Annotated in this window: 23 protein-coding genes; 11 read left to right on the forward strand and 12 right to left on the reverse strand. The window is 45.9% G+C overall.

Translation table 11 applies throughout. The features are described from left to right. Positions 1-203 precede the first annotated feature (203 nt). On the reverse strand, positions 204-635 hold the full coding sequence (locus AACQ75_RS09945; RefSeq protein WP_170888688.1) for a type IV pilin protein: 432 nt from the start codon (positions 633-635) through the stop codon (positions 204-206). Positions 636-737: 102 nt separating this feature from the next. On the opposite strand from AACQ75_RS09945, the gene AACQ75_RS09950 reads away from it, so the two are divergent. From AACQ75_RS09950 to AACQ75_RS09970, 5 genes are all read left to right on the forward strand, one after another. Then, positions 738-1,238 (forward strand): GspH/FimT family pseudopilin, encoded by a 501-nt coding sequence (locus tag AACQ75_RS09950; protein ID WP_017043370.1) that lies wholly within the window; start codon positions 738-740, stop codon positions 1,236-1,238. Further along, positions 1,216-1,884, forward strand: coding sequence for a PilW family protein (locus AACQ75_RS09955; RefSeq protein WP_170888567.1), 669 nt, complete (start codon positions 1,216-1,218; stop codon positions 1,882-1,884). Before AACQ75_RS09950 ends, AACQ75_RS09955 begins: the two co-directional genes overlap by 23 nt. Beyond that, positions 1,875-3,182 carry a hypothetical protein gene (locus AACQ75_RS09960; protein ID WP_170888568.1) on the forward strand — a complete coding sequence of 436 codons (1,308 nt, stop codon included), beginning with the start codon at positions 1,875-1,877 and terminating at the stop codon, positions 3,180-3,182. Before AACQ75_RS09955 ends, AACQ75_RS09960 begins: the two co-directional genes overlap by 10 nt. Beyond that, positions 3,172-3,585 carry a type IV pilus modification PilV family protein gene (locus tag AACQ75_RS09965; protein ID WP_170888569.1) on the forward strand — a complete coding sequence of 138 codons (414 nt, stop codon included), beginning with the start codon at positions 3,172-3,174 and terminating at the stop codon, positions 3,583-3,585. The genes AACQ75_RS09960 and AACQ75_RS09965 overlap by 11 nt, the downstream gene beginning before the upstream one ends. 256 nt (positions 3,586-3,841) lie before the next feature. Next, the gene (locus tag AACQ75_RS09970; RefSeq protein WP_170888570.1) at positions 3,842-5,401 is read left to right on the forward strand and encodes an AbgT family transporter; all 1,560 of its coding nucleotides are present in this window, start codon (positions 3,842-3,844) and stop codon (positions 5,399-5,401) included. A 63-nt stretch (positions 5,402-5,464) separates the two neighbouring features. Here the strand turns inward: AACQ75_RS09970 and fghA are convergent, their stop codons facing one another. Then, complete coding sequence (fghA, locus tag AACQ75_RS09975) at positions 5,465-6,307, reverse strand: S-formylglutathione hydrolase (protein WP_170888571.1); 843 nt, start codon at positions 6,305-6,307, stop codon at positions 5,465-5,467. A gap of 52 nt (positions 6,308-6,359) precedes the next feature. Then, positions 6,360-7,493: an S-(hydroxymethyl)glutathione dehydrogenase/class III alcohol dehydrogenase gene (locus AACQ75_RS09980; protein ID WP_013857421.1), complete on the reverse strand. Its 1,134-nt coding sequence runs from the start codon at positions 7,491-7,493 to the stop codon at positions 6,360-6,362. Between the two features lie 126 nt (positions 7,494-7,619). On the opposite strand from AACQ75_RS09980, the gene AACQ75_RS09985 reads away from it, so the two are divergent. Further along, positions 7,620-8,507, forward strand: a complete 888-nt coding sequence (locus AACQ75_RS09985; RefSeq protein ID WP_017045589.1) for a LysR family transcriptional regulator — start codon at positions 7,620-7,622, stop codon at positions 8,505-8,507. A gap of 20 nt (positions 8,508-8,527) precedes the next feature. Beyond that, on the forward strand, positions 8,528-9,043 hold the full coding sequence (tadA, locus tag AACQ75_RS09990) for a tRNA adenosine(34) deaminase TadA (protein ID WP_170888572.1): 516 nt from the start codon (positions 8,528-8,530) through the stop codon (positions 9,041-9,043). A gap of 37 nt (positions 9,044-9,080) precedes the next feature. Here tadA and AACQ75_RS09995 read toward each other — a convergent pair whose 3' ends face one another. Both AACQ75_RS09995 and mltF read right to left on the reverse strand, forming a co-directional pair. Next, the gene (locus AACQ75_RS09995) at positions 9,081-9,215 is read right to left on the reverse strand and encodes a hypothetical protein (RefSeq protein ID WP_254917022.1); all 135 of its coding nucleotides are present in this window, start codon (positions 9,213-9,215) and stop codon (positions 9,081-9,083) included. A gap of 209 nt (positions 9,216-9,424) precedes the next feature. Beyond that, positions 9,425-10,963 (reverse strand): membrane-bound lytic murein transglycosylase MltF, encoded by a 1,539-nt coding sequence (gene mltF / locus AACQ75_RS10000; RefSeq protein ID WP_170888573.1) that lies wholly within the window; start codon positions 10,961-10,963, stop codon positions 9,425-9,427. A 312-nt stretch (positions 10,964-11,275) separates the two neighbouring features. On the opposite strand from mltF, the gene purL reads away from it, so the two are divergent. Together purL and AACQ75_RS10010 are read left to right on the forward strand one after the other, a co-directional pair. After that, positions 11,276-15,172 (forward strand): phosphoribosylformylglycinamidine synthase, encoded by a 3,897-nt coding sequence (gene purL, locus AACQ75_RS10005; RefSeq protein ID WP_170888574.1) that lies wholly within the window; start codon positions 11,276-11,278, stop codon positions 15,170-15,172. 240 nt (positions 15,173-15,412) lie between these two features. Then, positions 15,413-15,646, forward strand: coding sequence for a DUF3622 domain-containing protein (locus AACQ75_RS10010; RefSeq protein ID WP_010319076.1), 234 nt, complete (start codon positions 15,413-15,415; stop codon positions 15,644-15,646). Positions 15,647-15,725: 79 nt separating this feature from the next. Here AACQ75_RS10010 and AACQ75_RS10015 read toward each other — a convergent pair whose 3' ends face one another. The 5 genes from AACQ75_RS10015 to tsaA all read right to left on the reverse strand — a co-directional run bounded on the left by AACQ75_RS10015 (position 15,726) and on the right by tsaA (position 19,513). Next, positions 15,726-15,917 carry a DUF4250 domain-containing protein gene (locus AACQ75_RS10015; RefSeq protein WP_026028112.1) on the reverse strand — a complete coding sequence of 64 codons (192 nt, stop codon included), beginning with the start codon at positions 15,915-15,917 and terminating at the stop codon, positions 15,726-15,728. Then, entirely contained in the window at positions 15,917-16,123 is a 207-nt protein-coding gene (locus tag AACQ75_RS10020) for a YaeP family protein (RefSeq protein WP_010319078.1), read from the reverse strand. Before AACQ75_RS10020 ends, AACQ75_RS10015 begins: the two co-directional genes overlap by 1 nt. 108 nt (positions 16,124-16,231) lie before the next feature. Continuing rightward, a complete protein-coding gene (locus AACQ75_RS10025) occupies positions 16,232-16,873 on the reverse strand; it encodes a tellurite resistance TerB family protein (protein ID WP_170888575.1) in 642 nt (213 codons plus the stop codon). A gap of 140 nt (positions 16,874-17,013) precedes the next feature. After that, on the reverse strand, positions 17,014-18,729 hold the full coding sequence (locus AACQ75_RS10030) for a proline--tRNA ligase (protein ID WP_013857412.1): 1,716 nt from the start codon (positions 18,727-18,729) through the stop codon (positions 17,014-17,016). Positions 18,730-18,817: 88 nt separating this feature from the next. Beyond that, positions 18,818-19,513, reverse strand: a complete 696-nt coding sequence (tsaA, locus tag AACQ75_RS10035; RefSeq protein WP_094143050.1) for a tRNA (N6-threonylcarbamoyladenosine(37)-N6)-methyltransferase TrmO — start codon at positions 19,511-19,513, stop codon at positions 18,818-18,820. Between the two features lie 121 nt (positions 19,514-19,634). Here tsaA and AACQ75_RS10040 point away from each other — a divergent pair, with 121 nt between their 5' ends. Together AACQ75_RS10040 and ykgO are read left to right on the forward strand one after the other, a co-directional pair. Beyond that, positions 19,635-19,889: a type B 50S ribosomal protein L31 gene (locus AACQ75_RS10040; protein ID WP_010319081.1), complete on the forward strand. Its 255-nt coding sequence runs from the start codon at positions 19,635-19,637 to the stop codon at positions 19,887-19,889. 3 nt (positions 19,890-19,892) lie between these two features. Further along, positions 19,893-20,018: a type B 50S ribosomal protein L36 gene (ykgO, locus tag AACQ75_RS10045; RefSeq protein ID WP_010319082.1), complete on the forward strand. Its 126-nt coding sequence runs from the start codon at positions 19,893-19,895 to the stop codon at positions 20,016-20,018. Between the two features lie 51 nt (positions 20,019-20,069). On the opposite strand, the gene AACQ75_RS10050 is transcribed toward ykgO, so the two are convergent. Together AACQ75_RS10050 and AACQ75_RS10055 are read right to left on the reverse strand one after the other, a co-directional pair. Further along, positions 20,070-20,519 carry a YaiI/YqxD family protein gene (locus AACQ75_RS10050; protein WP_026027673.1) on the reverse strand — a complete coding sequence of 150 codons (450 nt, stop codon included), beginning with the start codon at positions 20,517-20,519 and terminating at the stop codon, positions 20,070-20,072. Between the two features lie 7 nt (positions 20,520-20,526). Beyond that, positions 20,527-20,814: a hypothetical protein gene (locus AACQ75_RS10055; protein WP_013857408.1), complete on the reverse strand. Its 288-nt coding sequence runs from the start codon at positions 20,812-20,814 to the stop codon at positions 20,527-20,529. Positions 20,815-20,962: the final 148 nt, after the last annotated feature.

Genomic DNA, 20,962 nt, shown 5'->3' on the forward strand with positions numbered 1-20,962 from the left:
CACAACATGGCTGAAAGCTTAATACTTGAAGGGCGAAGGGAAAGAACATTCCCTAGAACAGTTAAGCCTAGACCACAACGGTATGCTAAGAACAAAAATGCCGTTCACTCTTAAGTGAACGGCATTACTGCAATGCAGGCCTTATTCGTTCCAGATACAGGATGACTTTGTCCTCCCCTCACAAACTGAACCTTTGTGGTGTTCTATTTCCAGCATGCGCTTGGGGCGGATTCGTTGGTTGATTTCAATGTCATGACCTTATCGCTGGTAAGGCACTCATCCTTGTCTTGGCCTCTGGTGCTCTGCGCCGTCGCGGTGATGGTGTAGCTACTGGTTGCGGAGCTGGTGACTGAAAACTGATAGCGTTCAGCATCGCTTTCACAGATGACGCAATTTCCCCCTGAAATGATCCCGCTCCAGTCATAACCCTTATCGTAGTGATGCTCCAGTTCCAGTTGAATTCTCCCCATATCGGCGAGAGCGGTGGTTCGGTGTCCTTTTAAAACGTGCTTGGTATAACTTGGATAAGCGATTGCAGACAGTACGCCAATAATCACAACCGCAATCAATAATTCGATCAATGTCATCCCGAACGACCGCCGGTTGTGGTTGTTGCATTTAGAATTTCGAATCATCACGTGGAGTTCCTTGTTGATTTACCCGCTATTTTTATTAGGTGATAGCATTCGCGCAAGGTGAATTTTGTTTCATATTTTAATTACATAGGAATTTGGGAAATGGCTCGCGGGTTTACTTTACTTGAGCTGCTTATCACGGTTTCCGTTTTGTCTATTTTACTCACGATAGCGGCTCCCAATTTCAAACAAGTCAGTGATACGCAAAAGATGCAACGTTTAGCGGGTGAGATTAATGGCTTGATGATGAGCGCCCGTTCGGAAGCAGTAATGAGAAAGCAGCCGCTATGGGCGCATATTGTCATGTCGGGTTCGGTTAATAGCCAAGGTGAATGGCAAATCGTGCTGACTAATTCAGGAACCTATCCCGGGGGGCAAGTGATTTCATCGCTATCGGGGCAACCTTATCGCAATATTGAATTGGGGGTGAATTACCCGTCAAATCAGATCCATTTTGAAGCCATTAATGGCCGAGCTGTAAATGGGAGCCTTGATTTTTCAACACACCAAGGTGCACTCAAATTCACGACCTATAGACCTTCAGGACGAATGCGCCTATGTGGTAATGGAGGAGACTATTTTGGTTTTAAGCAGTGCAGCTAACATACCGAGAGCAAAAAAGCATACCTATAAAGCTCATATCGCTGAAACCAAGCAGATGGGGGCAACGTTAATTGAGTTCATGGTGGCATCCATGCTTGGCTTGATTGCGATAGCCATTATCGGCTCTGTATTCATCACTGGGCAGAAGGTAGCGACCGAAAGAGGCAAGGAGCTACTGCTACTGCAACAAGTGACGGGCGCGCTGCAATACCTCAAACAAGATATTCAACGTGCAGGTTATGATGGCGGTCATGGTAACTCAGTCACGTTATTGGATAGCGATGATATCGTTTTTGTTTCGGCCGACCAATCAACGCTCGCGTATGCCTACCTTGATGATACAGGGGCAACGAAACAGATCAGAAATGTTGGGTTTGTCATGACTTCTGGCGCGTTGGGTGTCTGTGACAGGCCGACGTCTGTGATTTCAGGGGCCAAAACCGTTTCCCAAGCGACGGCTGGTTGCTCTGCTATTTTTGATACTAACCAGATTAATGTGACTCATTTTCAAGCCCAGCGAGCATCATTAGCGGCGAATGGTGTGAGCTCAGCCTACATGACGATCTCTATGGCAGCAGAGCTGGTGGGGGATAGCCGTGTATCAACATCATTTGGAGTGGCAATAAAACAAAGGAATTGGCAGTAATGAAGCAAGCTCAGCAAGGCGCTGTAACGTTATTGATCACCACGCTTTTGTTGGTGCTCGCTTTAATGGTGGCATTAGGCTCCTACCGTTCGCTCTTTTTTCAGATCAAACGAGCACAAAATGAGATGCAAGCGAGGCAACAGCACTGGCGAGCAGAAGGGGGGCTTGAGTGTGGTTATAGCCATATTGTGAACAATAAAAATAGTTCAATTCCAAATAACCTCAATACCTTGTGTGTCGATTTAGAGTTAACGTACCTCTCTGCAGACCCTACTAACGCCAGTACACTTATGTCCCAGTATCAAATGACGACGTTGAAAAAGAACATTCTGTTTCAACGTGGGAGAAGTCCAGGAGCCATTCGTTCTACTTCAGACTTAATAGTGTTTGGCTCTACACTTATTTCTCCACCAGATCCCGGGCCCAAAAATAGTGATGGGAAATATGAATGCGCGGCTATCGCCGTTGCTAAATATGTTATTGCTACGGCGGGAGTGACAAATAATGGTGTTGGGAGTGCTATTCAAAAACCAAGCGCTGTTTTTGACAATAGTGCCGATTGCGCGCCGACGCATAAAACGAACAGTAGTTCACAAAGCGGTATTTGGAAAAATAGTAGCGGTCTTTATGAAGCAGTCGATGTCAAAAATGATATTTACCGAGATGAAACGCTAAACCCATTTAAAGATCTCTTTGGTTACGAACGGGGAGAATGGGAAAAAGCACGCGACGATACTGAATTTAAGTTCTTGAGTTACACAATGACCAGTGGTGATGTTGATTGTGTTTCGAAATTTAAAGGTGCTTTGGTTCTTGGTCAGCCCAATCAAGTATGGATTGATGGCAGTTGTCAACTGAACCAAGCATCGATTGATACAATGTCAACCATACAAAATGCTCATCCTGGGACTTACCTTTTTTTGCTGGTGCATAATGGCGTGTTAGGGATTCGAGGGAGTGGCAGCATTCAAGGGGTGCTCTTTCATTTTAACAGTGGATTTGCCGCTGATACGGCAAATTGGAATGGATTTGATACTGAACTCATCGCGGATCTCAATGCTAATTTTGATGCACCGATAAAAACATTGTACGGCAGCGCTACCACCTTGACGCCAAAGCACGCTACCTACTTACAGTCGGGATCTTTTCAATTTACCGGAGGAATGGCCTTTGATACCCAAGGTCAGATAGCACTATTTTATAACTCGCTACGTTTGCAATATAACAGTGATATTGAAAACAGCTTTTCCTTTTCGGTTCCACCTAGATGGCAAAAAGGTTCATGGAATGATCTCTAAGCAGCAAGGATTTAGCCTAATAGAAGTGATGATATCGTTTGTTCTAATTGGTGTTGGGGTACTGGGTTTGGTCAAATTACAAGTGTTGGTTGAGCAAAAGGCGGATTTTGCCGTTCATAGTATCGAAGCACTACATTTGGCCGAACAAAAGTTGGAATGGTTTCGTAGCCGTGGCGCTTCTGCCGCGATTTCTACTCTCACGCCAGCGAATTTTGATAGTGATATTGTTAACGGACAAGATAACTCACATCCCTTTTATACACTCAGTTGGTCAGTACCAACGGTCTCTTTATCGGGCTCACTGAAAACCATTTATATTGAGTCCTATTGGCATGATCGTCAGGGAAATAAGCAGTCGGTTGAGCTGAAAACCATGATTTCGCAGTTCAGTGAGTTTGATTAGCGTCTCGATGCTTATATAAAAATGAAATATTTGATTTTGCAAATTGGTTACTGATTTGTAGGAAAAAAGAGCATAAGAATGTGTTTGGATTGTTGTGGTGGAATGCTATTTTTGCAAAATATGTCCCCGTTTTTGTAAAAAACTGTAGAAGCTTGTGCTTTGGTTGAGGCTTTTTTATAGAATAACCGACGATTAATAGGTCGGCTAAATAAATTGATATAGGCCTACAGCAGCAACATCACATATGGAGTTACGAATGAGTAACCAAGTCGTAAAACAAGCACCATTTCCGAAGCCGAGCGGTATGGATCGCTTTTTAAATTTTATTGAACGTGCAGGAAATAAAATTCCTGACCCTGCGATTTTGTTCTTCTGGGCATTGATTATTGTTTGGGTTTCATCGGCACTGTTATCGAATGTGACATTTGATTTGACCAACCCTCGAACGGGTGAAGCATTGCAGGTGAATAACCTACTGACAGGTAAAGCGCTCGCGAGTTTTCTAGCCAATATGGTGACCACATTCACCAGTTTTGCGCCGCTAGGTATCGTGCTGGTTGCCATGCTCGGTGTGGGAGTGGCTGATTCTTCTGGGTTTATCACTACAGGCCTTAAGAAAATGCTAAATTTCACGCCAGCGAAACTACTAACACCGATGCTGATTTTGGTGGCGATAGTGTCGCATACGGCTGCTGATGCCGGTTATGTATTGGTTATTCCTCTGGGTGGGATTATTTTCCATGCAGCAGGGCGCCATCCACTGGCCGGTATTGCAGCCGCATTTGCTGGTGTTTCTGGTGGCTTTTCAGCGAACTTTATCCCTTCTGGTATTGATCCTTTGCTCGCTGGTTTTACACAAACCGCCGCACAAATTTTGGATCCTCAATACATAGTGAATCCGCTGGCGAATATTTTCTTCACAGGTTTATCTTCGGTGATCATCGTCGCGATTGGTTGGTATGTGACTGAGAAAATTATTGAACCTCGTCTAGCGAATATGCCTGTCGATGAAGATGCGGAAATAGCGCCTGATCTAGGAACATTCAGCGCAACGGAATCGAGAGCATTTCGTTTTGCTGGCTGGGCAATGGTGGTAGGTATTGCATTACTAGTAGCGGCTTTGATCCCAGAAAACTCAGCGCTGCGTTCGCCTGATGGTGAGCTAACGGCCTTTTCTGCGCCAGTGATGAAGTCGATCGTTCCTTTGATTTTTATCTTGTTTATTATTCCGGGAATTGTGTATGGCCGAGTGGTTGGCACCTTTAAAAACAGTAATGACGTGATAAAAGCGATGTCTGGCACCATGGCTACGATGGGCGCATACATAGTGATGTCGTTCTTCTGTGCTCAGTTCCTATCAGCGTTTGGTCAGTCTAATATTGGTACTATGTTGGCATTGTATGGCGCTGAAGGCTTAAAAGCGATGGACTTACCCGGCCAAGCAACGATTGTGGGGATGATTTTACTCACGGCTAGCGTTAATTTGCTGGTGGGTTCGGCCTCGGCAAAATGGGCATTGATTGGTCCAATTTTGGTACCTATGCTGATGGCGGTAGGGATTTCTCCCGAGCTATCGCAAGCGGCTTACCGCGTGGGCGATTCAGTTTCTAATATTATCTCCCCACTGATGGTCTTCTTCCCATTAGTCGTGGTGTATTGCCAACGTTATGTAAAATCGACGGGCATTGGCACCTTGGCTTCAATGATGATGCCTTTCTCCATTGCGATGCTGATTGGTTGGACGCTGTTCCTGCTTGCTTACTGGGCTTTTGGTATTCCGCTAGGGGTGCAAGCGCCTTACACATACAGCTTGTAGCGTTAACGTTATTTATCGAGTCTGAATTTAAAGCCCGCGAGTGTATCGCGGGCTTTTTCAATCTCATTTGTGCAGATGTTGCGCGTGAAATGTTAAGTGATCATCAATGAAACTTTGAATGAAAAAATAACTGTGATCATAACCTTTATGCATTCTTAACGAGAGTGGGCTATTGCTCGTTTGTGCAGCGGCGAGTAAGCGTTCAGGTTTAAGCTGTTCGTGTAAAAACGGGTCTTCCTCTCCTTGGTCAACCAAAATGGGTAAGGATGATGAGTGAGTGGTGAGCAATTCAACCGCATCGTATTGTTTCCAATCTTGCTGGTTATTACCAAGGTAGTGGCGAAATGCTTTTTTCCCCCAAGGGCAGTGTATTGGGTTGCTTATCGGGCTAAAGGCTGAAATCGAACGATAGCGTTGAGAGTTTTTCAATCCGATGGTTAATGCACCATGGCCACCCATACTGTGTCCTGCAATCGCTCGCTGTTGGTTTACGGGAAAATGTTGCTCTATTAAGGCTGGAAGTTCTTGCACAATGTAGCTGTACATTTGGTAGTGCTTATCCCAAGGCGCTTGAGTTGCGTTGAGGTAAAATCCTGCGCCAAGGCCAAAATCATACGCTCCTTGCGGGTCGTCAGGAACACCTTCACCTCTTGGGCTGGTATCGGCGGCAACAATCGCGATACCGAGCTTAGCCGCGCTTTGAAATGCGCCAGCTTTTTGCATGAAGTTTTCATCGCTGCATGTTAAGCCGGATAACCAATACAACACCGGAACCGATTGATAGGCCGCTTGAGGTGGAAGATAAATAGCAAAACGCATACTGCACCCTAGTACTTGTGATGAGTGCGTGTACTGTTTATGCCAGCCTTCAAATACTTTGGCTTGGCTAATGTTTTCAATGTGCATAGCAAGTTTCCCCCACCCAGCCCTTTAAGAAAAAAGGGCTGGCTATTAAGGCTTATTGGTCAAAATGAATCACAGAACGAATACTTTCGCCTTTATGCATTAAATCAAAGGCTTGGTTTATATCCTCTAAACCCATGGTATGGGTAATAAACTCTTGCAAACCAAATTCGCCCGCCAGATAGCGCTCGACAATGTGTGGCAGTTCCGAGCGGCCTTTTACGCCGCCAAATGCACTACCACGCCATACTCGGCCCGTCACTAATTGGAAAGGGCGAGTTGATATTTCTTGGCCCGCGCCAGCCACACCAATAATGACCGATTCTCCCCAGCCTTTATGGCAGCATTCTAACGCTTGGCGCATTACATTGACGTTACCGATGCACTCAAAAGAAAAATCAACACCGCCATCAGTCATCTCAATAATCACTTCTTGGATTGGTTTAGTCAGAGTTTTCGGGTTCAGGCAGTCCGTTGCACCAAGCTGAGTAGCAAGCTCAAACTTATTCTCATTGATATCAATGCCAATAATACGGCTGGCACCAGCCATTCTTGCGCCAATAATGGCGGAAAGCCCGATGCCGCCTAGGCCAAAGATGGCCACAGTATCACCTTGTTTAACTTTGGCCGTATTGAGCACCGCACCCATGCCCGTTGTGACACCACAACCGAGCAAGCAGACCTCTTCTAATGGCGCCGCTTTATTGACCTTAGCCAAGGAAATTTCTGGCAACACGGTATACTCAGAAAAGGTGGAGCAACCCATATAATGGAAAATGGGTTGGCCGTCTTTATAGAAACGTGTAGTTCCATCAGGCATTAATCCTTTTCCTTGCGTTTCACGTACTGCTTGGCACAGGTTGGTTTTACCTGATTTACAGAATTTGCATTCACCACACTCTGCGGTGTACAAGGGAATGACATGATCTCCTACCTCGACGCTGGTTACCCCTTCACCAATCCGCTCAACGATACCGCCGCCTTCGTGGCCGAGGATAACCGGAAAAATCCCTTCAGGGTCTTCACCAGATAGCGTAAAGGCATCGGTATGACAAACGCCGCTCGCAATAATACGCACCAACACTTCGCCTTTTTGGGGCAACATAACGTCAACCTCCTCGACTTTTAGTGGTTGATTTGGCCCCCACGCAATCGCCGCGCGAGATTTAATGAATTGATGTGATGACATAAGATTTTCCTTTGCACATTACTTGAAGTTTCAAGTGAGTTGGGGAGAGTGACAGTATATTCCCTTCTTGAAATTTGATAATCGGTCTAAAATAAGAATCACTTTTACTTATCAGTAATAATTAAGATGGCGAGTTGGGAAGGCATTCATGAATTTGTTGCGGTGGCTGAAACTGGAAGTTTTACCGCAGCAGCGCACAAACTATCGACATCAGTGGCGAATGTCAGTCGACGTATTGCGCTATTAGAAGAGCGCTTGGCGGTAAAGTTGCTGCAACGTACCACGCGGCGAGTCTCCCTGACCGAAGCGGGTCAACTCTATTATCATCAGTGTCGGCAATTGGTTGAAGGCTTAGCGCAGGCTGATCTTGCTGTCACGCAGATGCAGCAAACGCCGTCAGGTTTACTGAAAGTGACCGCTCCGGTGACTTATGGTGAGCAGAAAGTCGCGCCTTTGCTGCATGAGTTTTTACAGTTACATCCTCAATTGGAGTTGGAACTGATACTCACTAACCAAAAATTGGATCTGATTGCGGAAGGAATTGATGTCGCCGTACGATTAGGGCAGTTAGATGATTCGAGTTTTATTGGCAAAAAGTTATCCAACCGACAACTGTTTGTCTGCGCTAGCCCTGACTATTTGGTGAAATATGGCACTCCCTATTCATTGTCAGAGTTGGTTCATCACCAATGTTTACAAGGCACTATGAACTATTGGCGATTTAAGGATCAGCAACGCTCCCGTGAAATCGGTGTTAAAGGAAAAATTAAATGCAACAGCGGTGTGGCGTTATTGAATGCCGCGTTGCAAGGGATTGGAATCGTACAATTGCCCGACTATTATGTAGAGCCGTATTTGCTCTCGGGTGAGTTGCAAGAAGTGCTACATCAGTACCGAGATGATCGTGAAGGTGTATGGGCCTTATACCCACAAAATCGCCATTTGTCCTCAAAAGTTAGGCTGCTGGTGGATTTTCTGGCAGAACGGCTATCGTCCGCTAACGGCAAAGGCTAGTGAAAGAGAAAATAGGATATATGAATACACAGTTTACCGTTCAAGATCAAAAGTTTATGCGCCGAGCCATCGCGCTTGCCAATCTTGCAGAACAAGCAGGTGAAGTGCCTGTGGGCGCAGTGCTTGTTAAAGATGGCGAAATCATTGCTGAAGGTTGGAATGCCTCTATTGGTCAACATGATGCAACAGCGCACGCTGAAATTCAGGCTTTGCGTCAAGCAGGTCAACGGTTACAAAATTATCGTTTGCTTGATACTACCTTATACGTCACTTTAGAGCCCTGTCCAATGTGCGCAGGCGCACTGCTGCATAGCCGAGTCAAAAGGATTGTCTTTGGCGCTCCAGATCTCAAAGCTGGGGCGGCCGGTACGGTGCTGAATTTATTTGAAAGCCAAGCCTCCTATCATTATGCGACGGTCGATAAAGGATTGTTAGAAGAGGAGTGTCGGGAGCAACTGCAATCTTTTTTTAGACGAAGACGCGCAGAGATACAGGCAGAAAAACAGCGGAATAAGCAACAGAGTGATGGGCTTTAGCAAACATCCACTTTGAGTAGATGTTTGCCGCTGAAGGTTAAGCAGAGATTAATTGCATAAATGCACGGTTACGCCAGATAATTTTCTTTTTATTATTGGATAACATACGTTTACGACGGTTCGCTGCCACCGTTTTATTAAGGTGTTTTGATAGCTTTTTACGTTTAAGCATAAACAACCTCCTACTGCTGAGTTTTGACAATGATCCCTAATGGTTTAGGGTGCCTTATGACAATCTTAATCTGCCTTTATAGTGCAGGATTGTTACCATAATATGAAACTTAGGAAACGATCTTTTTCACGTTTTGATGTATGGGCTGCACACTTGGAAATCAAGTGTGCAATTTTCGTTCAACGTGGAAGATTTAGCTATTGTTATGCTTATTGAGCTAAGGGGTCGAGATACTGATTATCCTGCGCCTCATCGGCCGATTCCATCGCTTCTAACGCGGCTTCCTCCTCCTCAATGCTGATCACAACCAAATCATCAGTACCTGAACTATTGTCTATCTGCTTTTGTTGATCAACATGGCCAATAATACTTTGATAATAGCGACGAATATTTTCAACGTAGGCCTTGGCTTCGTCACCTCGCGCGTAGCCATATCGAGTCTGGCTGAAGTATTTCTTTTGTCTCAGTTGAGGGAGGCGTTCTTTGACTTCAGTCCATGAATCAGGGTTCGCACCTTGTTGCTTGGTTAAGCGTCTTGCATCCATCATATGCCCATAGCCGACGTTATAGGAAGCGAGAGCAAACCAAATTTTCTCATGTTCTGGGATGGAGTCTGGTATACGCTGTACCATCCGACGCAGGTATTCGACACCACCACGAATCGATTGTTCCGGATCGAGTCGATTGGCGACACCAACACTTCTTGCCGTAGGGAGAGTCAACATCATCATACCGCGGACCCCGGTGGGGGATTTAGCTAACGGATTCCAGTGAGACTCTTGATAAGCTAAGGCGGCAATCAATCGCCAATCAAACTCGTCAGAATATTGTTGGAAAAGAGGGGCCCATTTTGGTAAGCGGATATCGAGTGCTCTAATAAAGGCGCGCGTATCGACATAATCAAACGTGCCCACGTGACCAATATATTTCTCTTCCAAGGCCGCTAATTGACCAGATTGTTTAAGGTTGCCAAAAAACTCAATCATCAAGGCGTATAAACTTTCATCTTCAGAGCGACGCATATACCAAGCGATAGGCTGATCTTCAGTTAATTCAAAGGCGACGGCTAAGTCAGGGTAGATTCGCTGCGACAGCGAGACTTCGACCGAATCAGCCATGGTAAATAGCAGTTCGCCATTCGAAACCTGTTTTAAAAGGTCGTTAACGTCGGCGTTATTATTCACATTGTACTGAAACTCTGGGTAGATCTGTTTAATGTCGCTGAGTGTATTCTCAAAGTGGGATTCATTCACGATAGAAAAAACGCTGTCACCTTCATGACCAGCAATCAGTTCCGGTTGTTTTTCCAGTAATTGTTTTAAATTTCTTGGACGCCAGTTGCCTTTCTTATAGACGACTTGTTGGCTGACATAGTAATAAGCGGGCCCTGTTCTGTACTCATTCAAGCGTTGATTCGATTGACTTAACCCCGCTGCAACAACGTCGATTTCCCCATTTTTCAGTGCAGGAAAGAGACTAGACAACCGATAAGCGGGTTTCATCTCTAGTTTAACCCCAAGCTGATTGGCAAATTCGCGTGCTAGTTCGTAGTCCAGCCCTGCAGGGCCATCTGGGCCAATGTAGTAGGAGAGTTGATTGTTCAACGTACCCACTCGCAATACGCCACGTTCACGAATATGGTCAAGCTCGCTTTTAGGATCTGAATCGATTTGGCAACCGACTACAAAAAGAGTGAGTAGGAAAATGGACAATGAGCGATGAAGCTGAATCAGATAATACTTTGGCATTTATGAGCGATCTCTTACATCAATTACTGCCTTTATATCAAAGGCGGCCATATTGGCAAAGTTTCAGATCAAAAACGGATGAAAAAGTGTCGGCGACCACGCTAATGTGGCTGTATTTCAAATTTGACAAAAAAAATGACGCAAACGGTTGCTTTTGGTGTTACGTCACAAAAAGAATTCCTTTATAATGCGTTCGAAATCACGAGGTGAAATTGGTATGTATTCAGTTTTCTTTTATTAACTTATTGTATTTTAATGATTTTGAATTCATTCCAATTACACCTCAACCCACTGTATAAGAGACCTAAGCACATGAGAATTTTGCGTGGCTCCCCAGCGCTTTCTGAGTTTCGTGTTAACAAACTCGTTGAACTTTGTCGTGAACAGCAACTGCCTGTATCGGGTATTTACGCGGAGTTCATGCATTTTGCTGATCTCTCTGCGGATTTAGACGCTCAATCCCTTGAAAAATTAGAGAAACTACTCACTTATGGCCCAACGATTCAAGAACATGAGCCACAAGGTCTTCTTTTACTGGTCACTCCTCGCCCTGGAACCATCTCGCCTTGGTCTTCCAAGGCGACGGATATTGCGCATAACTGTGGTTTGAATGAGGTGAAGCGCTTAGAGCGAGGCACGGCTTACTACATCGAATTAGATCGCGAACTTTCTCAACCGCAACTTGTTACGCTTTATTCCCTGTTGTACGACCGAATGATGGAAGTCGTGTTTACCGATTTCGAATCAGCAACCTCACTGTTTAAAGTCGCTGAACCTGCTCCCGTAGCGTACGTCGACTTGCTGAATGGCGGCCGCTCAGCGCTTGAAAAAGCAAACGTTACCCTTGGGCTTGCATTGGCTGACGATGAAATTGATTATTTGTTCGAAAGCTTCGTCACTAAGCTTGAGCGTAATCCAACCGATATCGAATTAATGATGTTTGCTCAAGCAAACTCTGAGCATTGTCGCCATAAAATCTTCAATGCCGATTGGACTATTGATGGCGTTAAGCAAGATAAATCGCTGTTTAAGATGATCAAAAACACTTATGAAGTGACTCCTGATCACGTGCTGTCTGCCTATAAAGATAATGCCGCCGTCATGGTGGGTTCAGAAGTTGGGCGTTTTTTCCCTGATCCAGAGACACGCCAATATGGTTATCACCATGAAAAAGCGCATATTTTAATGAAGGTGGAAACACACAACCACCCGACGGCGATTGCTCCTTGGCCGGGCGCTTCAACGGGGTCCGGTGGTGAAATTCGTGACGAAGGTGCAACGGGGATTGGTGGAAAACCTAAAGCCGGGTTAGTCGGTTTTACTACTTCAAACTTGCGTATTCCTAATTTTGTGCAGCCTTGGGAAACGGATTTTGGTAAACCGGGGCGCATTGTCACGGCACTCGATATTATGCTGGAAGGCCCGCTCGGTGGCGCGGCTTTTAACAACGAATTTGGTCGTCCAAACTTGTTAGGTTACTTCCGTACTTACGAAGAGAAAGTTAACTCTCACGCTGGTGAAGAAGTGCGTGGTTATCACAAACCAATCATGATTGCTGGTGGGATGGGGAATATCCGCGACGAGCATGTGCAGAAAAAAGAGATCCCAGTTGGCGCGAGCTTAATTGTGCTTGGTGGTCCGGCAATGAACATTGGCCTTGGTGGGGGCGCCGCTTCTTCTATGGCATCTGGTCAATCTGCGGAAGATCTTGATTTTGCGTCGGTACAGCGTGAAAACCCAGAGATGGAACGCCGCTGCCAAGAGGTGATTGATCGCTGCTGGCAACTCGGTGAGGCGAATCCGATCGCCTTTATCCATGATGTGGGCGCTGGTGGTATCTCAAACGCATTGCCTGAGCTTGTTGATGATGGTGAACGTGGCGGTATTTTCCAACTGCGTGATGTACCTAACGATGAGCCGGGAATGAGCCCGCTTGAAATTTGGTGTAATGAATCACAAGAGCGTTACGTACTGGCTGTAGCGCCAGAAAACATGGCGCGCTTTGACGCCATTTGCCAACGTGAGCGCGCGCCTTATGCTGTTGTGGGCATTGCCACTGAAGAGCGTGAACTGAAATTGGAAGATTCACATTTCGACAATACGCCAATTGATATGCCGATGGACGTATTGCTTGGCAAAACACCTAAAATGTATCGTGATGTGAAGACGCTGAAAGTTAATAATCCAGCACTTGATCGCCGTGATATCGAATTGAACGAAGCGATTGATCGTATACTGCGTCTCCCTGCGGTTGCAGAAAAAACCTTCCTCATCACCATTGGTGACAGAACCGTCACTGGTTTGGTCGCTCGTGACCAAATGGTTGGTCCATGGCAAGTGCCAGTAGCAAACTGCGCGGTCACTGCGGCAAGTTATGATACTTACCACGGCGAAGCGATGTCGATGGGTGAGCGCACGCCAGTTGCCTTGCTGGATTTTGGGGCATCGGCACGTTTAGCCGTGGGCGAAGCGATCACCAATATTGCCGCTACCCATATCGGTGATATCAAACACATTAAGTTGTCGGCGAACTGGATGTCACCAGCGGGTCACCCAGGTGAAGATGCTGGTTTGTATGAGGCAGTAAAAGCGGTCGGTGAAGAGCTTTGTCCTGCGCTCGGCCTGACTATCCCAGTGGGTAAAGATTCGATGTCGATGAAGACCAAATGGGATGAGAATGGCGAACAAAAAGAAGTGACCTCTCCGCTATCCTTGGTGATTACGGCATTTGCTCGTGTTGAAGATGTGCGTAACACCATTACGCCTCAGTTAAGAACCGATAAGGGCGAAACCTCACTGGTTTTGATTGATTTAGGTAATGGTAAGAATCGCTTGGGCGCAACGGCGTTAGCACAAGTCTACAAACAGTTGGGTGATAAACCCGCAGATGTAGATAATGCGGCGCAGCTTAAAGCCTTCTATGAAGCGATCCAAACCTTGGTCGCGAATCAGCAGATTATTGCCTATCACGATAAAGGTGACGGTGGTTTATTCGTTACTCTAGCTGAAATGGCCTTTGCGGGTCATTGTGGCGTGAAAGCCGATATCGCCGCGCTAGGTGATGATGCGTTGGCCGCGTTATTTAATGAAGAGCTGGGCGCAGTCATTCAAGTTCGTCACCACGATTTAGAGACGGTGCTCTCGACGCTAACGGCGCATGGTTTACAAGCGTGTTCACACGTTATCGGTCGTGTTGACGCTTCTGATGAGCTAGCCATTACTGCTGGTGAACAACCTATTGTTGTGCGTAACCGCACCGAACTTCGCACCATTTGGGCTGAAACCACGCATAAGATGCAAGCGCTACGCGATAACCCGCAGTGCGCGGATCAAGAGTTTGCAGCAAAACAAGATAACAGTGATAAAGGTCTTAACGTCAGTTTGAGCTTTGACGTGCAACAAGATGTTGCGGCACCGTATATTGCTAAAGGCGTGAAGCCAAAAATGGCTATTTTGCGCGAGCAAGGGGTTAACTCACACGTTGAAATGGCGGCAGCGTTTGATCGCGCAGGCTTTGAAACAACCGATATACACATGAGCGACATCTTAACGGGTCAAGCGGTGCTTGAAGAGTACCAAGGCCTCGTCGCATGTGGTGGGTTCTCTTATGGTGACGTATTGGGCGCGGGTGAAGGCTGGGCGAAATCAGTGCTGTTTAATGTACAAGCTCGTGAACAGTTCCAAAGTTTCTTCCAACGTGAAGACACTTTCTCGCTAGGAGTGTGTAACGGTTGTCAAATGCTGTCGAATTTGAAAGAGTTAATCCCCGGCGCTGATTTATGGCCGCGTTTTGTGCGCAATGAATCAGAGCGTTTTGAAGCGCGCTTTAGCTTAGTGGAAGTGCAGCAATCAGATTCACTGTTTTTTAATGAGATGGCTGGCTCGCGCATGCCGATTGCGGTTTCGCATGGCGAAGGGCGCGTTGAAGTTCGTGATACGGCACATTTAGTGGCGATTGAACAATCAGGCACTGTTGCGCTGCGTTTTGTGGATAACAACGGCCATGCCACACAGCAATATCCGAACAACCCAAATGGTTCACCAAATGCCATTACAGGCTTAACGACTCAAGATGGCCGTGTGACGATCATGATGCCGCACCCAGAGCGCGTGTTCCGCACGGTAGCGAACTCTTGGCATCCTGATTCTTGGGGTGAAAATAGCCCATGGATGCGTATGTTCCAAAATGCACGTAAGAACTTAGGGTAACTCACCTTGTCGCCAGTGAGAGAAACGACTTAGTCTTGTTATTCCAGCCGCTGCAACTCAGCGGCTTTTTTGTTTACTTTGAGGATGAATTTTTTGTAAAAAATGCAGAAAAAAATTGTGATTTGTGCTCTAATGCCGCGCTTACCAAGGGATGGTGTTCAACATCCGCCGCCATATAATATAATGGCGCGCGACAAACGTTGATGAGTAATCCCTTATTATTCCCTTAGGAAAACGAAAATGTCAGAAAGTAAAAAATTTACCATCAAAGTGACTGAAAAGCGCAATGGTTGGGCGGCGGAAATCGTACGTCAAGTGACCTCTCGCAGAAGTGTTGTTTCAAAGCGCGAAATGGGTTTTGAAAGCGAAGCACAAGCACAAGCTTGGGCGGAAAAAGAGCTCAGTGGCTTTATTGAGAACCAAGCGAAACGCAATGAGCGTAAGGCTCTGGCAAGAAAAGAGAAAAAAGCTTAGTACAAAAAATCTGAGTGCTGTGTTTTAAGAACTGTTATTTGAACGAAAACCCGCTTTAAATTAGCGGGTTTTTTATGCCTTAACGAAATTGACCGATTTGCGGTAAAAACTCAAAGCCTGCACTGGCTAAGCGAGCTTCTAATGCCGCCCGATCGATATCAAAGTCATCCGCCAGCTTATCAAGATCGCCATTAAAATCATCACGTAGCTTCATATTGATGATGCTCATCAGCATGATTGGATCCATTGTGGCAAAATTGGCTAAATTCATCACTTATCCTCGAAATCAGAAATCAGCAAGTTAGCTGCCGCAAAGGCTGCTTGCTCTCGAACCGCTTTTGGCAGCGATTCGTCTGCTGCGACATCATTCAAGGTTTTGATGGCGCAGGAGATTGCTTGAGGAATATAAGCTTGATCACCACTGCCTATCTGCGCATAAAGCTCGCGCACTAATTCACAACAACCGTAAACTTGCATAGATTAAATCCTAACTAATGATAATGGCTCTCAATATACACATTACGTTTGGCAAAGACAAAATCAGAACTTGCGTTTGCGCAAGCTCTGATTGCATGTGATGAAACTTTAAGCGTTCACTTGCTGCTCTAGCGCCATAACCAGATCGTCGGCTAGCTGTAGTTGCTTAGCGAGCTCGTTCAGATACGCTTTTTCCATGAAATTTTGTTCATCGGCGATAAGTAAAGAGGCCAGATAAAGCTCACTCGCTTGTGCGGGCGTTGTGGCTAACTGTGCAATAGCCGTGGGATCGAGCGGTTTATGCAGCTCATTTTTTACCAGTTGCTGCAATTGGTTATCTGCGCCCATTTCAGAGATGGCTTGCTCAATTTTCGCCATTTCTTGTTCATCCACATGACCATCAGCTTTTGCGGCGGCAATCATCGCTTTTAGGATCAGCGTGCTGTGGCTAGCATCATTAGGGTCAAAGCTAGACTGCGGTTGAGTGGTCGTTTGTTTTGCTTGCCAGTCATTATACGCTTTATAGGCTAGTGCGCCGAGCGCCGCTGCTCCACCAATCCCTATCACTTTAGTGCCTATTTTTTTTGCTTTCTTCGAGCCCATCAATAAACCGATTAGGCCACCACCGAGTGCACCAGCTCCTAAGGTTTTGAGTTTACTTGAATTTTGTGTGATAGCGCCGAGTTGGCTTGAACCTTGTTTTACGATGTCTGAATTCAATGCTTGGTTAAGTAAACTTTTTAGATCCATAGGTCACCTCCATTAATAATGGATTAAAGAATAGATCACCGTAGATGAATCGAAGATTAATATGCTTGAAAAAGCTTGTGTGGCTAGTGACAAAATAAAAAAGGTTGCCATTTAGGCAACCTTTTCAATAGCACACTTTATTAGGCGATTTGAGCATTAATAAAGGAGACTATTTCATTCATAGCGACGGCCGACTTCTCACCACTGCGGCGATGTTTATATTCGAAGTTGCCCTCATCCATACTGCGATCGCCAATAATGATGGTATGTGGTACACCGATCAGTTCCATATCTGAGAACATTACACCCGGGCGCTCTTTACGATCATCAAATAGCACTTCAATACCTGCTGCGGTCAGTTCCGCATACAGTTTTTCAGCAGCTTGTTGGACGCGCTCTGATTTGTGCATGTTCATGGGGACAATCGCCACTTGGAAAGGTGCGATCGCGTCAGGCCAGATGATGCCGTATTTATCGTTGTTTTGTTCGATGGCTGATGCTACAACGCGTGATACACCAATGCCGTAACAACCCATCTCTAAAATGGTGTTTTTACCATTGGAATCAAGAACGCCACAGTTCATTTTCTCAGAGTAGTTGGTACCCAATTGAAAAATATGACCCACTTCGATACCGCGTTTGAGCATTAGTGTCCCTTTGCCACATGGGCTTGGGTCGCCTTCAACGACGTTACGGAGGTCTTCCACTTTCGCTAGCTCAACGTCACGGCCCCAGTTGATGCCAAAGTAGTGTTTGCCATCGATGTTGGCTCCTGCGCCAAAATCGCTCATGACGGCTACGCTGTGATCAACGATAAATGGCAATTCAAGACCAACAGGGCCAAGAGAGCCTGGGCCTGCACCAATCAGCGCGCGAATCTCTTCTTCGCTAGCCATTTCTAGCGGAGCGGCAACTTCAGCGAGTTTCTCGGCTTTGATTTCATTGAGTTCATGATCACCACGGATGATCAGTGCCACGATAGAGGCATCGATCTCATCAGATGCTTTTACAAACAGTGTTTTAACTGTTTTCTCAATCGGTAGGCCATGCTGCTCAACCAATTCAGCGATGGTTTTGGCGTTTGGCGTATCAACCTGCGTCATCTCTTGAGTTGGCGCGGCGCGCTCAACGACTGGCGCAATAGCTTCCGCTTTTTCGATGTTGGCGGCGTAATCCGATTCAGTTGAGAAGGCGATGATGTCTTCACCACTTTCAGCCAATACATGGAACTCATGAGAGCCGTTACCACCGATAGCGCCGGTGTCGGCTAATACTGGGCGGTAATCAAGCCCCATGCGATCGAAGGCTTTACAGTAAGCTTCGTGCATCGCTTGGTAAGATTTCTCTAAGCCTGCTTTATCAATATCAAAGCTATAGGCATCCATCATGCAGAATTCACGAGCACGCATCACACCAAAACGAGGACGTCTCTCATCACGGAATTTGGTTTGAATCTGGTACAGGTTCAGCGGCAATTGCTTGTAAGAGCTGACTTCGTTGCGTACCAAGCTGGTGATCACTTCTTCTGCTGTTGGACTAAGCACAAACGGACGAGTATGGCGGTCAGTAAAGCGAAGTAGCTCAGGGCCCATTTTCTCAGAGCGGCCTGTCTCTTCCCACAGTTCAAACGGTTGCACAACGGGCATCAAGGTTTCGATTGCACCGGCATTGTCGATCTCTTGACGAACGATGTTTTCGACTTTACGCAGCACACGTAGACCAGTAGGCAGCCAGGTATAAAGACCTGAAGCCAGCTTACGGATCATACCTGCACGTAACATGAGCTGATGGCTCACGACTTCTGCGTCGTTTGGAGTCTCCTTCAAAGTAGAAAGAAGATATTTACTGGTACGCATTCTATGGTATCCGTTTCATGATAGTTAAAAGCGCTCTCCAATGAGAGGCTAGAATTAAGCCGCTAATAATATCAGCCAATCGGCTTTGTCAAAAGCGTTCTATTGCGGTTACTGAGACTAAGTTGTTTGCGATAGTGAATTTTACGTTCAGATCGAACAGATTTACCGCATATTCTTTATAATCGATTTTGTGTTTTTTATAGGCTGGGCGAGGGTCTTGAGCCAGCACTTGCTCAATGACGGCTTTAACCATGTCGTGATCTGCTCGCGCATTCAGTACCGTTAACGCCGCTTGGCTAAAGGTCACTGCGATCTTGTCGGGCTCGCTCTCGGCATAGCCACCGCCGGCTGTGGCTATCGAATCGGAATAGGGAATATAGGGTTTGATGTCAATGATCGGTGTGTTATCGACTAAATCTACGCTGCCTAGTTCCAAATAAACCTGATCACCTTGTTGAGTGACGCCTTTCAATTCAACGGCAGACATACCGATGCCGTTAGGTCGAAACGTAGCCCGTGAAGCAAATACGCCGATCCGCTCATTTCCGCCTAAGCGCGGTGGGCGCACGGTCGGTTTCCAACCAGCATCGAGGTTTTGGTCAAACAGAAAAAGTAACCAGACATGGCTAAATTGTTCGATACCTCGCACCGACTCTAAGCAATTAGCGTGACCGATGAGCTTGACTCTCGCGCTTGCGCTCGCCACTAAGCGAGGTTGGCGAGGAACGGCAAATTTTTCTTTATAAGGCGTTTCAATAGTGCCAATCGGAGCAATGGTGTGCATATCCGTATCCGTCTTTTTTCACGTTGGTTGAGAAAAATATCACATTTAAGCTTGCTTTTCTTCTTGGTAATGATTATTAATTGGCATGTTATAACATAACAATTTAAGCGAGGGGAAATTGATGAAAGACGGAATTCATCCGCCATACCAAAAAGTGGTTTTCCACGACACCAGTGTGGATAAGTATTTTATTGTGGGTTCAACGCTAAAAACTGATCGGACGATCGAGTGGGAAGATGGCAACACCTATCCTTATTTCACCTTAGATGTGTCGTCTGAATCGCATCCGTATTACACCGGTAAGCAGCGAGTTGTTCAAAAAGAAGGACGAGTGGCGAATTTCAATCGTCGCTTTGCTCAGTTTGGTAAGGAGTAAACTATGAAAGTATTAAGTTCATTAAAAAGCGCAAAATCACGTCATCCAGATTGTCAAATCGTCAAAAGACGCGGTCGTTTATATGTAATTTGTAAAACTAATCCAAGATTTAAGGCGGTTCAGCGCTAATGAAGAGGAACGGTTGGACAGGCTAGTGATTGTCCAACCGTCAAAACGTGGTTATTTGTTCGCTTTAGCCAAAATGCGATCCAAATGGTTGGCAAATTCGCGCCGTTCTGTTTGAGAAAGCGCACTTGGTCCGCCAGTTTGGATACCGCTTGAGCGCATAGTGTCCATAAAATCTCGAATATTGAGGCGCGCCTTGATGGTCTCTTTGGTATACAGCTCACCACGAGAATTGAGTGCCAAGCCACCTTTGGTTATCACTTCATCGGCCAGCGGAATATCGGAAGTAATTACCAAATCGCCCACTTCTACCCGTTTGACGATTTCGTTATCGGCAACATCAAAACCACTGGGGACTTGCAGTGAACGAATGTTGGATCGTTGCGGAATCGGAACGACATGATTGGCCACAAAAGTACATTCAACGCCCGTCCTTTCGGCTGCGCGGACAATGGTTTCACGAATTACTTTCGGACATGCATCGGCGTCCACCCAAATTTTCATCATTCAATTACTTCTCGGTTAGTTGTGCCTCTAGGGCTGCTACTCGGGCTGACAAAGCGGCTAGTTGCGTTTCAAGTTCGGCTACCTTGTTCGCGCTATTTTCCGTACTAACGCTCACTTCTACTTTGGGAACTCGGTGTGCATTTTTCCAACTTTTGATGGTTGCAATCAAGGCTGGCATTGGCACTGAGGTGCTAAGACGTGACTTTACTAAGGCCACACTCGGTTCCTTTCCCTGTTGTTGTAAGAGAGTCAAGATGCTTTCTAGTTCTTGAGTGACATCTTTTGTGAGCATAGGTTGTCCTTTTTGTGAGTTGCTGTGATCTTACCTTTTATTTACCAAGAGCAAAAGTGGCGAAGTGTTGTAAGAGATCTCGCACATTGTTTGTAAGAAATCACAGTGTTTAACGCAGTGTTTGGTGGTGATTTTTTTATAACTATTT

This window comes from Vibrio sp. B1-2 (assembly GCF_963888445.1).
GTDB lineage: Bacteria > Pseudomonadota > Gammaproteobacteria > Enterobacterales > Vibrionaceae > Vibrio > Vibrio anguillarum.